We start from the raw sequence: 12,661 nt of genomic DNA on the forward strand, positions 1-12,661 counted from the left end.
CGGTGCGATCGGCCTCTCGGACGGCTCACCGCGGCGCGGACCGGGGCACGGGCCGGGGCACGACCCGCCGCCGGGCGCCGGGTCACCGGCGTACGGACGCGTCCGGCGCGGCGTCGCGCGACGGGAAACCTCTCACCGGGCTCACAGCCCGGCGGAGGTGGAAAAAGGGAAAGGAGCTACGGGAGCGGAGGACCACGCGGGGTGACGACGCGCTGGACGCCGCGCCGTGGAGCCGCCGCCGGGCGCACGTTGAGCCAGGCGAGCAGCACCAGGACGAGGGTCGTCACCACGGCGCTCACGGCCGCGAGGTGGCGGAGCTGTCCCGGCGTGGGCGGATGCTCCGTCCAGCCGGGGACGAGCCGCGGAGCGGTCGACCGGTGCGCGCCGGTGCTCTGGGGAACCCAGAGGCTGGTGTCGGCGTCGGCGGGACGCCAGTCGCCCGACCACGCCGAGGGGGCGATCGCGGACAGGCCGAGCGTGAGGACGAATGTGAGTACGAGCACGCGGACAGGGCCCACCACGGCCGCTGCGGCAGTGGGCCTGGGTGTGACCCACCGCGGTTCCCTCATCGTCTCGACGATAGCCCGGCGTCGGTGAAAAGGCACTTAACCCGATGGACGGCGTTTCCCGCCCGTCACATCTGCGCGCTCGCGCCGCACGCCGTCGGCCCGGCGCTCTGACCGCGCGCCGTCGGCCCGGCGCGCCCCGGGCCCCGTCGGTCCGGCGCGCCCCGAGCGCACGCCATCGGCCGTGCGCCTCACCCCGCCGGGCGATCGCGCGAGACGACGAGGGTCACGGGGGAGGCCGTGGAGGGAAGGGCCGCGCCGACCGGCGCGGAGACGCCCGGCGGGGAGCCCGCCCCCACCGGCCGGGGACCCGGTGCGGGCTCCATCGGCCGGGGGTCCGGTGCGGGCTCCATGGGCAGCGGGATCACCGACACGCATTCGTACTGGGGGCACGGCGTGGTGAAGCACTGCTTGGGCGCGTAGACGCAGATCCGGCCCGGACCGCAGCCGACCGTCTCACACGGCGACGTGGGCGGGCACGCGCCGTTCGCCGAGGCGGCCGGCGCGGCGCCCGGGGTGGTCGCCGCGGTGTCCCGAGCGGCCGGCGCGACGTTCCGGAAGGCCGGTACGGCGCCTTGCACGGTCACGGTGACCCGGACGTCCGGCGGCCCGGCGGCCCAGGCGGCGGGCGTGGTGGCGGACATGGTGGCGGGCAGGACGGCCGCGGCGGCCACGACCAGGATCACTCTTCGAAGCATCTCTCCCCCGGTTGTCATGATCGGCTCCGACTCTCAGACGATGCTCGCACCGGCCGCGTCTGCTGGTGGCAAAGCGACTCTCCGCAAGCCGGATGGCTTGCGGAAGCCGACATGACCGGCGGGGACGGGGAAGAGCACCCGAGACACGAAAGCGTTCGGGGATCGGGAGAGCATCCTGGACACGAAAGCGTTCGAGACGGTACGCGGAACGCGAAAGCGGCCCGGGTGCCAGAGCACCCGGGCCGCCGCCTGTCAGTCCCGCTCACTCAGGAGCGGGTCTCGATCTCACCGTCAGTGCCTGACGACCCTGACGTAGTCACTCCCGCTGGAGTCACCGTAGAAGTCGCCGTCACCCTTGAAGACGAACTTCCAGTAGCCGGACTTGTAGCCCCTGGCCTTGGTGTAGAGGTTGCCGCTGCCGTTGGACCGCGTGGTCTTGACGTAGCTCCACTTGTGCGAGCCGCCGGCCTTGAAGTACAGCGCGACCTTCGCGCGGTAACCCTCCCAGCCCGAGGCGTCGTCCACCTGGAGCTTGCCGGTGAACTTCAGGTAGCGACCGTAGCGGCCGGGCTCCGGCGAGGCGTTGAACTTGATGACGCGGCTGGCCGAGCGGTCCGGCTCCGGCTGGGACACGCGGACCGACACATGGTCGGCGTAGCTGCCGCTGCCCTTGACTCCGCGGGAACCGGCGAACACCGCGCGCCAGTGGCCGGAGCGCTTGGCGGTCACGTCGGCGCCGAAGCGGCCGTCGCGGTCGGTCCAGTCGCTGGCCACGTCGTCCCACCGGGACGAGCCGTCGGGACGGAACAGGATGACGACCTTCTTGCCCGCGTAGCCGTCCCAGCCGTGCCGGGTGTCGAGCTGCAGGCGTCCGCGGACGCTCAGCCTGTCACCCTCGTCGACCGGGTCGGGCCGGGCGCCGAAGTCGACGATCCGACTGTCGACGGCCCTGGTGACGTCCTTGACGTCGACGCGGTCGGTGTCGCTCACCGACGAGCCGGCGCCGCTGTTGGCGGCGTACTCGGCGCGCCACCAGCCGGTGGCTCCGGCCTTGACCCTGGTCTTGAACCAGCCGTTGCGGCCGGTCCCGACCTTGGTGATGTGCTGGTAGGCGTCGGTGCCCTTCTCCCGGAAGGTGATCGTCACGGCCTGGTCGCCGTACCCCTTCCAGCCGTCGCTGTCACGCAGCAGCTGACCGGAGACCTCGATGCTCTCGCCCTTGGTGACGCTGTCGGGAGAGGCGTCGAAGTCAGCGATCTTGGTGTCGAGGGCCTTCCTGACGTCTACGGTGAACTTGCCGCGCGTCGAGTCCTCCTTGCCGTCGCCGCTGTGGGCGATCGCGAGGAAGCTCCACTGCCCGGTGGTGCTCTTGGCGTCGAACGTCTTGGACGCGGTCCACTTGGTCTCGACGCCGCTCGGGCTGGGCTTGACGTCGAGCGAGGTCCACGCGCCGATGCCCGGCGCCTTGATCTGGAGCTCGGCCTTGCCGGCCGCGGTCGTGGTGAAGCTGAACTTCGCCGTGACCGGTGATCCGGTAACGACGACCGGGCTGGGGTCGATCTCCACATTGGAAACGACGGGATCCGCTGAGGTTCCGGCCGCTGCCATCGCGGAAGGCGCCAGAGTGAGGGCTCCGGCTCCCATGGCCACCGCGACGATGACGGCTCGGGTGCGTTGCAACATTCGGGTTGTCCATCCTCCCCGTTGGCTGAACGCGGCATGAGGGTGCCACGTTGCTTCTCTCAAGTAGACGTACAGAAACGGTAATTGGTTGATAGATCTGACAAGTTGTCATTAATAACTGTCGAATAGGACCGTTCCAACGCCTCTGCGGGCCCAAAGACGCCAAGGTTGGGGACGGGACCCGGCGATGGGGACATAATCAAGCTGTGGCGCGCGACTCTGTTGAGACCCATTTCGCCGAGGCGGTGACCGCCCTCTCCCCCGGGGCCCCGCGTGATCCCGGCCTGCCCGTGCGTGAGGGAACGAGCCTGACCGGGGCCCGTTGCCGCGAGCTGTTCGAGTTCCAGCTCGGCAGCAGGCTCCTGGACGTCACCGCGCGCCGGCTGCGCGAGCGTGACGAGGGCTTCTACACCATCGGCTCGGCCGGGCACGAGGGCAACGCCGCGGTCGCGGCGGCGATGCGCGCCACCGATCCCGCGCTGCTGCACTACCGCTCGGGCGCCTTCTACCTCGCCCGGTCCGCGATGGCCGGGCGCCTGCCCGAGGAGGGAGTGCGCGATGTGCTGCTCGGCCTGACCGCCTCGGCCGAGGAGCCGATCGCGGGCGGCCGTCACAAGGTCTTCGGCCACCCCGACCTGGCGGTGATCCCGCAGACCTCGACGATCGCCAGCCACCTGCCGCGCGCGGTGGGCGTGGCGTTCGCCATCGAGCGCGCCCGCCAGCTCGGCGTGCCGGGTCCCTGGCCCGCCGACGCGATCGCGGTGTGCGGTTTCGGCGACGCCTCCGTCAACCACGCCAGTGCCCTGTCCGGGCTCAACACCGCCGCCTACGGCTCCTACCAGGGGCTGGCGATGCCGCTGCTGTTCGTCTGCGAGGACAACGGCCTGGGCATCAGCGTGCGGACCCCGAGCGGCTGGGTGGAGGGCGCCCGTCACCCGCTGCTGGAATACTTCAAGGCCGACGGCTGCGACCTGGCCGACGTGCACGACGTGGCGAGGGCCGCCGTCGACCACGTCCGCGTCCACCGCTCCCCCGCCCTGCTGCACATCGGCACCGTCCGGCTGATGGGCCACGCCGGCTCCGACGTGGAGCTGTCCTACCGGACCAAGCGGGAGATCAACGCCGACCTGGAGCGCGACCCGCTCGTCGCCACCGCCCGGCTGCTCGTCGAGGCGGGGCTGGCCACCCCCGACGAGCTGCTGCTCCACTACGAGACGGCGCGAGAGCACCTGTTCAAGATGGCCATGGAGAGCTCCCGGCGTCCCCGGCTGACCTCGGCGGCCGACATCATGGAGCCGCTGGCCCCCCGCACGCCCGAGGCCGTCGCCCCGGCCAGCGCGGTGGCCGGACCGTCCAGGGAGAAGGCCTTCGGCGGCAGGCCGCCCGAGCAGGAAGGGCCGCTGACCCTGTCCCAGGCGATCAACAGGACCCTGGCCGACACCCTGGCCGCCCATCCCGACGTGCTGGTCTTCGGCGAGGACGTGGCCCGCAAGGGCGGCGTCTACGGCGTCACCCGCGGGCTGCAGAGGCGCTTCGGCGCGGGCCGGGTGTTCGACACGCTCCTCGACGAGCAGGCCGTGCTCGGCCTGGCGCTCGGGTCGGGCGTCTCCGGGTTGATCCCGGTGCCGGAGATCCAGTATCTGGCCTACCTGCACAACGCGCTGGACCAGATCCGGGGCGAGGCCGCGACGCTGTCGTTCTTCTCCCGCGGCGCCTTCCGCAACCCGATGGTGGTCCGCGTCGCCTCCTACGCCTACCAGAAGGGGTTCGGCGGCCACTTCCACAACGACAACTCCGTCGCCGCGCTGCGCGACATCCCCGGCCTCATCGTGGCCTCTCCCGCACGGCCCGACGACGCGGCCTCGATGCTGCGCACCTGCCTGGCCGCCGCCCGCACCGACGGCAGCGTCTGCGTCTTCCTCGAACCGATCGCCCTCTACAACACCCGCGACCTGTTCGACGACGGTGACAACGGCTGGCTCGCGCCGTACGCGCCGCCGGCCCGCTGGGCGGAGACGCACGTGCCGGTCGGCCGCGCCCGCAGCTACGGCGACGGCCGCGACCTGACCATCGTGACCTTCGGCAACGGGGTGCGGATGAGCCTGCGCGCCGCGGTCAGGCTCACCGCGGAGGGCTACAGCTGCCGGGTTCTCGACCTGCGCTGGCTGTCGCCGCTCCCGGTCGACGACCTGCTGCGCGCGGCGGAGCTGACCGGCAAGGTGCTGATCGCCGACGAGACCCGGCGCACCGGCGGCGTCTCGGAGAGCATCGTCGCCGAGCTGGTCGACGCCGGTTTCATCGGCAGGATCGCCCGGGTGACCTCCGCCGACAGCTTCATCCCGCTGGGCGAGGCCTCCAGGCACGTGCTGCTTTCGGAGAGTGACATCGAAGAGGCCGCCCGCAAGCTGCTGGGCTGAGGCCGCCGGCGGGGTCAGGCGAAGACGTCGGCGACGTACCTGCCGTTCCGCTCGACCTCGGCCGCCCACGCGGCCGCCTCCTCGGCGGTGCTGCCCGTCGCGTCCCGGTAGATCCTGACGAGGTTCTCCCGTACGGCGGGCGCCATGTGGCGGCCGTCGCCGCAGACGTAGACCGTGGCACCCTGCCGGAAGAGGTCACGGACGCGATCACGCTCCTGCCAGAGGCGGTGCTGGACGAACCGCACCTCCCCCTCCGGCCGGTGGGTGAAGGCCGGCAGCACGCGCACCACGCCGTCGGCTTCCCACCGCGCCAGTTCCTCGCGGTAGAGGAAGTCGACATGGGGGTGGTCGCAGCCGAAGAACAGCAGCGCCTCTCCGGCCGGATCACCGGCCTCCTTTCGCAGGGCCCGCTCCTGGATGAAGCCGCGGAAGGGCGCGACCCCCGTACCGGCGCCGATCATGATGGCCGGCGTGTCGTTCGCCGCCGGCGGCTGGAACGGGATGTTCGGCCGGCGGACGGCGACGGGAACCCGGTCACCCGGACGCAGCCGGGCGAGGTAGGTGGAGGAGATGCCACGGAACCTGCCCACGCCGGACAGGGCGGGGGCGTCCACCACGCCCACGGTCAGGGTGCAGTGGGTCGGGTTCCAGCGCGGGGACGACGAGATGGAATACTGCCGGACCCGCATCGCGGGCAGCATGTCCAGAAACTCCCCGAAGGGCATGTCGATCGACGGGTAGGTGTCGAGCAGGTCGAGCAGGCTCACCCGCCGATCGAGGATCTCCTGCCGGTGGCGTTCGGGATCACCGGCGAGGGCCGACAGGCGCTCGCGGTCGGGCGGGCACTGGGCGTGGCCCGCGAGCCGTTCGAGATCCCTGCGCGTCGCGGGGGCGGTCAGCTCCACGTGCCGGCCGAGGAGTTCCCGTACGGAGACGGGCTGCCCGGTCGGCAGCGACGCGGCCATCGCGCCCCGGCTGGAGTGCAGGACGACGGCGGCGTCGGCCCGGATCCCGAACCGCCGGGCCGCTCTGTCCACCAGTTCGGGATGGTTTTCGGGAAGGACGGTGAGGTAGTCGCCGGCCCGGTAGGTCGTGCCCTCGGGAAGGGCGAGCTCGATGTGCCGCTTGGAGCGCCCGAGAGGGGACCCCAGGTCGACGAGTTCCCGATTCTCCACGACGGTGGCCAGGCCGAGCCGGTTCTGGGCCACGAGCTCGGCGCTCGCCGAGGCGAGCACCTCGACGTCGTACAGCGGGCCGGTGTCGGCCGCCTCACCGGTGACGCCGAGGCTCTGTCCGAGCGTCTCCCAGAACGGGGCGTACCAGCGCTCGAAGTCGCCGAAGAAGTCACCGCCGGCGTCGGCCTCGCCCCGGGCGACGACCTCCTGGGCGCCCGCGGCGCGTAGCCTCTCATCGATCATGATGGGGACGGCCTGGTAGGTGGACAGCCAGTCGCGGCTGCCGCATCCGAAGACGGCGTGCCTTACGCCCGTCAGCGCGCCCTGCGGGACGGCGGAGAGCCAGGTGACGAAGCCGTGCGCGTTGTCCGGCGGCCGGCCGTTGTAGGAGGCGGTCACGATGACGACCGCTCCCTCGGTGGGAAGCCTGCCCGCGTGCTCGTCGAGGGGAGCCACCCGGACGGTGTAGCCCCGCGCGGTGCCGTCGCCCGCGATGCGCCGGGCGAACGCCTCGGACGCGCCGGAGTTGGAACCGTACAGCAGCAGCAGCGGGGTGCCGTGCGCGGTGACGGCCGGCTCGGGTAGCGGGACCGACGGCTCGGGCGCGGCGGCCGTCCGTTCGACGGTTCGCCGGACGCGTGCGCGGACGAGTAGCCCTTCGGGCTTCAGCGTCAGCGTCTCCTTGATCGCGAGATCGTACGGTTCCGGCGACCAGAACTCGAACCGCTGCAGCATCATCGACAGGACCAGTGCCGCCTCCTGGAGCGCGAACGCCCGCCCGATGCAGGAGCGGCTGCCGTTGCCGAACGGCAGCCAGGCCTTGTCGGGAAGGTTCTCGCGGGCGCCCGGCGCGAACCGGTCGGGGTCGAACCGCTCGGGGTCGAACCGCTCGGGGTCGGCCCAGACGGAGGGGTCGCGGTGCAGGGAGGGCGTGAGCACGAACAGCACCTCGCCCTTCTTGACCGGGTATCGCCCCGCAAGCATGGTCTCGTGCTTGGCGTGCACGGCGAACGCCGGCGCCGTCGGATACAGCCGCAGCGCCTCACGCAGGACCTGGTCGATGTAGCCGAGCTGGGAGAGGTGGTCGAAACGCGGCATCTCCGCGCCGAGCACGCGGTCGGCCTCCTCCCGCGCGCGCCGCAGGACGTCGGGGTTCTTCAGCAGCAGGTGGACGGCGAACGACAGCAGCCCGCTCGTCGTCTCATGCCCGGCGATCAGGAAGGTGACGAGTTGGTTCCTGATGTTGGCGTCGTCGAGCCGCTCCCCGGTCTTCGGATCGCCGGCGCTGAGCATCAGGCCGAGCAGGTCACGCGGGGCCTCGCCGGGACCGGCCTGCCTGCGGCGGGCGATGAGCTCGTCGCAGACGTCGTGCATGAGCCCGGCGTCGGCCTCGTACTGCCGCCGGCTGACGAACATCAGCTTGTTCTGCAGCGGCACGCGCCGGGACCGGCTGCCCGCCTCACCGAGCGCGCGGACCATCGCGTCGACGAAGGGGTGCATCTCCCGCTGGTAGAAGGAGTTGAAGCGGTATCCGAATCCGCTGAGCGCGATCGTGTCCAGCGTCAGGCGGGTCATGTTGTCGGCGACGTCGATGTCCTGGTCGGCGCCCAGGCGCTCCCATTTGGTCAGCATCTGGTCGGCGATGTCGATCATGTCGTCGAAGTAACCGCGCATCGCGGCGGGACCGAACGCCGGCATCAGGATCCGGTGGGCCTTCGCCCAATTGGGCTCGTCGCCGTAGGCGGTGAACAGCCCGTCGCCGGCGAAGTCGCGGATGTGCTCCAGCGGCCCGTGCACGTGCTTCTCGAAGCGCGACTCGTCGCAGGCCTCCGCCACCAGCTCCCGCGAGCTCAGGATGAGCATCTCCCGTCCGGGAACGCTCAGCCGGAAGATCGGCCCGAGTTCGGCCGCGAGTCTCATCATGCTCTGCACCGGCGCGTCGGCGTCGATCTCGGGCGCGTTGCCGACGATGGGACGTGTTGGCGGCTGGGGAATCGCGGTGGATTCGGCGTGGTCGGTCATCTCTGGTTCTCTCCCCCGGAAAAGAAACGGTCGTGATCAGCGCGGCGCGGCCGAGAAGGCATGGGCGTGATCGGCGGGCACCGCATGGGAAGGTGCCGGTCGTGGTCGGTACGGCGGCGCCGGAAGGGCGCCGGTCGCGCTCACGTTCGGGTCGCGGCGATCCGCTCGACCGCCGAGGCCGCCCCGCCTGCCGGCACTCCCACCGCGATGAGGCACGCCGTCGCCGCCGCTTCCGGGTCGCCGTTCTTCCAGGCCCCGTCGTTCACGGCCTGGAGCAGCCCCATCGTCATCGACTCCACGGCGTAGGAGAGCACCGGCGCCGGCAGGTGATCGCTGAACACGCCGAGCCGCTGCCCGCTCTCCAGCAGCTCGGCGGCCTTCTCCCGCACGGGCCGCAGCAGGTCGTGGATCCCGGCGCCGGTCAGGTTCCGCTGGGCCAGCGCGATCAGCAACCGGTAGCGGTCGCCGACCTCCCACACCGCCAGCGTGAAACGGGCCATGGCCTCGACCGGCGAGTCGGTGTCGGTCTGACCGCGGTGGAAGGCCTCGGCGATCTCACGTGCCGCCTGTTCGGTGATGCCTTCGATGAGGGCGTCCCGGCTGGGAAAGTGCCCGTAGAGCGTACGCCGGACGACCCCCGCCGCGCGGGCGACGTCGTCCATGCTCGCCTGCGGATTGCGGCTCAGCTCGGTGGCGGCGACCGCCAGGATGCGCTGTCTGTTCGACCGCGCCCGCGCACCGCCCGTGGCGACCGTGTCCGAGACACCCATGCGACCACTCCCCTGATCTGCTGATATATCAGCATTTGCACACTGATGTGCAGTTAATCAAATTGCTCAGAGGTGTGCAAATTTGGCGCTACCATCTTCGCCGCAACCCAGATCAGGTGGCCAGAAACACGCCCGCATCCCCGCCGCACGGTGTTTAATCGATCACACACCGTGGCGAGCCCGTGGCCCGGCTCACCGGTGAGCAGCCCTCCATCGACCCCCGACCAGGAGATACCATGCCCGACGTGGCGATGAAGAGCACCGGTCAGCGCGTGACGGACCTCGAGTCCTGGGCCTTCAGGACGGGCTCGGATCTGGCCGACATCAAGGAGACGCTGGACGACCTCCCCGCGATCATCCGGGAGGAGGTCACGGCATATGCCTCGCCGATGTTCGAAGAGGTCATGAACCGGATGGCCACCAAGGAGGACCTCTCCGCGCTCGCCGTCAAAGTGGGCGGTCTGGAGACCAGAGTCGACATCCTGGACACCAAGGTCGACGCCCTGGCCGGCCGGATGACCTCCATGGAGGACCGGATGGGCTCCATGGACGGCAAGCTCGACCTCATCCTGGCCAAGCTCGGCTGATCTTTCACGAAGGAGCCCTGGGCCCTGGTCCGGGGCTCCTTCGCGTTCCGGCGTGTCGGGCGGTCACCTTCCCGGAACCTCCCGGCCCGCCAGGAGCTCCCGGCGCCCCGGCTCGCCGGGCCCGGGTCTCACAGCCAGTCACGGCGCTTGAAGACCAGATACAGGGTCAGGCAGACGCCCGCCATCAGCAGCACGGCGAACGGATAACCCATCGCCCAGTGGATCTCGGGCATGACGTCGAAGTTCATGCCGTAGATGGTGCCGACGAGGGTGGGCGCGAACAGGATCGCGGCCCAGGCGGAGATCTTCTTGACCTCCTCGTTCTGGGCGTTGCTGGCCTCGGTGAGGTTGGTCATGTGCTCGTTCTGGGCCTGGGCGACCATGGTCGAGTTGACCACGAGGATGTCGTGGAGCATCTGGCGGAAGCCGCTGACCCGCTCCGCCACGGTGATCGCGTGGTCGGCGACGTCGCGCAGGTATCTCTGCAGTTCCTGGTCCACCCCGTATTTGGCCGACCCCGCGATGAAGCCCTCGATCATGCCAAGCAGCGGCCGGGTCGCCCGCTGGAACTCGATCACCTCGCGCGAGAGCTCGTAGATACGGCGGGAGACACCGGGCTCGTTGCCGAAGACCTGGACCTCGATCTCGTCGATGTCGTTCTGCAGTCCGGCGACCACAGGGGCGTAGCCGTCCACGACCGCGTCCATGATGGCGTAGAGCACCGCCTGGGGACCCTGGCCGAGCAGTTCGGGGTCGCTCTCCATGCGGCGGCGGACCTGTGACAGGTCGGGGGCCTCGCTGTGCCGTACGCTGATCACGAAGTTCCGGCCGACGAAGAGGTGCAGCTCGCCGAAGTCGACCTCCTCGATCTCGTCGAGGTATCTGGCCGGACGCAGCACCACGAACAGGGTGTCCCCGTAACGGTCGGCCTTGGGCCGCTGGTGGGCGACGATGGCGTCCTCGACGGCCAGTTCGTGCAGGTCGAACTCCTCCGCGACGTTGAAGATCACCGCCTCTTCCGGCCGGTAGAAGCCGATCCACGCCATGCTGTCCGGGGTGTTCTTCAGACACTCGAAGGCGTCGGGCAGCGATCGGGGGGTGGCGGTCCGCCGCCCGTTCACGTAGATCGCGTTGTCGACGACGTGCGAGCGCTCGGCGGGCGGCTCGCCGCTCGCCGAGCGAGGATCCATCGACCGTTCGGGAGAGTCCCGTACGGTCCCGGGACGTCCGCGCATCAGGCTCCGCATGCTCCGCACCCGCCGATCAGCCACGTCTGTCTCCTCGTCCGGTCATCCGGCGTTCATGAACTCCTCCAGCGATCGGATCGCCCTACCCCGAATCGCCGCCCGGAACATGGGGGTCCAGCCGAAGAATCCCGCCGGCCTGCCCAGGGCCATCTTGGACCAGTGCTTGAAGTCGAAGTCGTCATGGTGCCGGACGATCAATCCGTCCTCGAACCTGAACAGGGCGTCGATCTCGTTGACGACCTCCCTGCCCGTCCTGCCGAAGGTGTAGCGGGCGGTCCAGTGCGCAGCGCCGTCGTGGTCGCGCGCGGTGACGTCCCGGACGGTCACGCCGATGTCGCCGTTGCGACCGAGCAGCATCCGCCACATGCCCATGACCCTGCCGCGGCCCTCCAGGTCCTGGAATACGGGATCGCCGAACGTGACGTCGGGGTGGTAGCAGCGCTCCATGGCATCGGGGTCGCGACGCTCGAAAGCCTCGTAGAAGGCCCTGATGAGCGCGGCGTTCCGGTCGTTCACGCGAGTCTCCCGAATCGATGTCACGAAGAGCGAGTGTATTCAGCGGTCAGGCCGAACAGTTCGGCTGCGTTGTCCCAGCACACCGCCCGTAGCCAGTCGTCGCCGAGGCCGAGGCGATCCAGCGCGTGGAGCTGGTGCGCGTAGGGGTGGGGGATGTTCGGGAAGTCGCTGCCGAGCAGAACCTTGCCGGCCATGCCGAGCTCGCGCAGACGCGGCCCGAGACGGGCGGGAAAGGGCATGCGGCGCTCGGCGAAGTCGGTGAAGGTCATCGTGGTGTCGAGCCGCACGTTCGCGAAGGTCTCGGCCAGTTCGAAGAACTCCGCGTACTCCGGCATGCCGAGATGCGCGATGACCACGGCCAGGCGGGGATGCGCGGCCAGCACTCCGGCGATCGGCACCGGACCGGTGCAGCGGCCGGGAAGCGGGATCGAGCTGGCGTGGACCACGACGGGCACACCCCGCTCGGCCAGCAACCCCCACACCTGGTCGAGCTCCCCGAGTCTGGGGTCGAAGTCGCCCACCTGCAGATGGACCTTGAAGACGCGCGCGCCCAGGGCGAGCGCGTCCCGCACGTGACCGAGAACGCCGGGCTCGGGGAAGAAGGTGGCCGAGGGAAGGCATCCGGGGGTGCGGCGCGCGAAGTCGAGCGTCCAGGCGTTGAGGTCGGCCGCCATGCCGGGCCGGTGCGCGTACGCCAGCGCGGAGAACGCCCGCACGCCGAGCTCTCCCAGACGGGCGACCCGCTCCTCGACCGGCAGACGGTAGCGGATCGGCCATCCGGCGCCCATCAGCGGGCCGCCGTTCTCGAAGTGGTGCCAGACCCGGCGTTGCATGCGCTCGGGCAGGAAGTGCACATGCACGTCGGCCAGACCGGGCAGGCCCAGCCGCTCCCACCAGGCGGGGACCTCGGCGTCCGCCGGTTCCGGAATCATGCTCTGCACCTTCCGACTTTATCGCCACCACACCGGATGTCGTGGGAC

General features: G+C 70.5%; 10 protein-coding genes. 2 read left to right on the plus strand and 8 right to left on the minus strand.

Features of this window, described 5'->3' with window-relative positions; genetic code table 11:
• Positions 1-176 precede the first annotated feature (176 nt).
• From ACQPYK_RS33365 to ACQPYK_RS33375, 3 genes are all read right to left on the minus strand, one after another.
• On the minus strand, positions 177-503 hold the full coding sequence (locus ACQPYK_RS33365) for a hypothetical protein (RefSeq protein ID WP_433239819.1): 327 nt from the start codon (positions 501-503) through the stop codon (positions 177-179).
• Between the two features lie 254 nt (positions 504-757).
• On the minus strand, positions 758-1,282 hold the full coding sequence (locus ACQPYK_RS33370) for a hypothetical protein (RefSeq protein WP_433239822.1): 525 nt from the start codon (positions 1,280-1,282) through the stop codon (positions 758-760).
• Positions 1,283-1,555: 273 nt separating this feature from the next.
• Entirely contained in the window at positions 1,556-2,947 is a 1,392-nt protein-coding gene (locus ACQPYK_RS33375) for a hypothetical protein (protein ID WP_433239825.1), read from the minus strand.
• Between the two features lie 206 nt (positions 2,948-3,153).
• On the opposite strand from ACQPYK_RS33375, the gene ACQPYK_RS33380 reads away from it, so the two are divergent.
• Positions 3,154-5,364 carry a thiamine pyrophosphate-dependent enzyme gene (locus ACQPYK_RS33380; protein WP_433239828.1) on the plus strand — a complete coding sequence of 737 codons (2,211 nt, stop codon included), beginning with the start codon at positions 3,154-3,156 and terminating at the stop codon, positions 5,362-5,364.
• 14 nt (positions 5,365-5,378) lie between these two features.
• Here the strand turns inward: ACQPYK_RS33380 and ACQPYK_RS33385 are convergent, their stop codons facing one another.
• Together ACQPYK_RS33385 and ACQPYK_RS33390 are read right to left on the minus strand one after the other, a co-directional pair.
• Positions 5,379-8,561, minus strand: a complete 3,183-nt coding sequence (locus ACQPYK_RS33385; RefSeq protein WP_433239831.1) for a bifunctional cytochrome P450/NADPH--P450 reductase — start codon at positions 8,559-8,561, stop codon at positions 5,379-5,381.
• A gap of 140 nt (positions 8,562-8,701) precedes the next feature.
• Complete coding sequence (locus tag ACQPYK_RS33390; protein ID WP_433239834.1) at positions 8,702-9,331, minus strand: TetR/AcrR family transcriptional regulator; 630 nt, start codon at positions 9,329-9,331, stop codon at positions 8,702-8,704.
• Between the two features lie 236 nt (positions 9,332-9,567).
• Between ACQPYK_RS33390 and ACQPYK_RS33395 the strand changes: the two genes are divergently transcribed.
• The gene (locus ACQPYK_RS33395; protein ID WP_433239837.1) at positions 9,568-9,918 is read left to right on the plus strand and encodes a hypothetical protein; all 351 of its coding nucleotides are present in this window, start codon (positions 9,568-9,570) and stop codon (positions 9,916-9,918) included.
• 128 nt (positions 9,919-10,046) lie between these two features.
• Here ACQPYK_RS33395 and ACQPYK_RS33400 read toward each other — a convergent pair whose 3' ends face one another.
• From ACQPYK_RS33400 to ACQPYK_RS33410, 3 genes are read right to left on the minus strand one after another with little or no spacing between them, the layout of a single operon-like run.
• Positions 10,047-11,189 carry a magnesium and cobalt transport protein CorA gene (locus tag ACQPYK_RS33400; RefSeq protein ID WP_433239840.1) on the minus strand — a complete coding sequence of 381 codons (1,143 nt, stop codon included), beginning with the start codon at positions 11,187-11,189 and terminating at the stop codon, positions 10,047-10,049.
• A gap of 18 nt (positions 11,190-11,207) precedes the next feature.
• A complete protein-coding gene (locus ACQPYK_RS33405; protein WP_433239843.1) occupies positions 11,208-11,681 on the minus strand; it encodes a nuclear transport factor 2 family protein in 474 nt (157 codons plus the stop codon).
• Between the two features lie 20 nt (positions 11,682-11,701).
• Positions 11,702-12,613: an amidohydrolase family protein gene (locus ACQPYK_RS33410; protein WP_433239846.1), complete on the minus strand. Its 912-nt coding sequence runs from the start codon at positions 12,611-12,613 to the stop codon at positions 11,702-11,704.
• Positions 12,614-12,661: the final 48 nt, after the last annotated feature.

This window comes from Streptosporangium sp. CA-135522, assembly GCF_050949235.1.
Lineage (GTDB): Bacteria > Actinomycetota > Actinomycetes > Streptosporangiales > Streptosporangiaceae > Streptosporangium.

What these genes read in the sequence shown, in the direction of transcription:
- ACQPYK_RS33370 (WP_433239822.1), bottom strand. Translation starts at nt 1,282, where the DNA reads ATGACAACCGGGGGAGAGATGCTTCGAAGAGTGATCCTGGTCGTGGCC.
- ACQPYK_RS33385 (WP_433239831.1), bottom strand. Translation starts at nt 8,561, where the DNA reads ATGACCGACCACGCCGAATCCACCGCGATTCCCCAGCCGCCAACACGT.
- ACQPYK_RS33390 (WP_433239834.1), bottom strand. Translation starts at nt 9,331, where the DNA reads ATGGGTGTCTCGGACACGGTCGCCACGGGCGGTGCGCGGGCGCGGTCG.
- ACQPYK_RS33375 (WP_433239825.1), bottom strand. Translation starts at nt 2,947, where the DNA reads ATGTTGCAACGCACCCGAGCCGTCATCGTCGCGGTGGCCATGGGAGCC.
- ACQPYK_RS33395 (WP_433239837.1), top strand. Translation starts at nt 9,568, where the DNA reads ATGCCCGACGTGGCGATGAAGAGCACCGGTCAGCGCGTGACGGACCTC.
- ACQPYK_RS33410 (WP_433239846.1), bottom strand. Translation starts at nt 12,613, where the DNA reads ATGATTCCGGAACCGGCGGACGCCGAGGTCCCCGCCTGGTGGGAGCGG.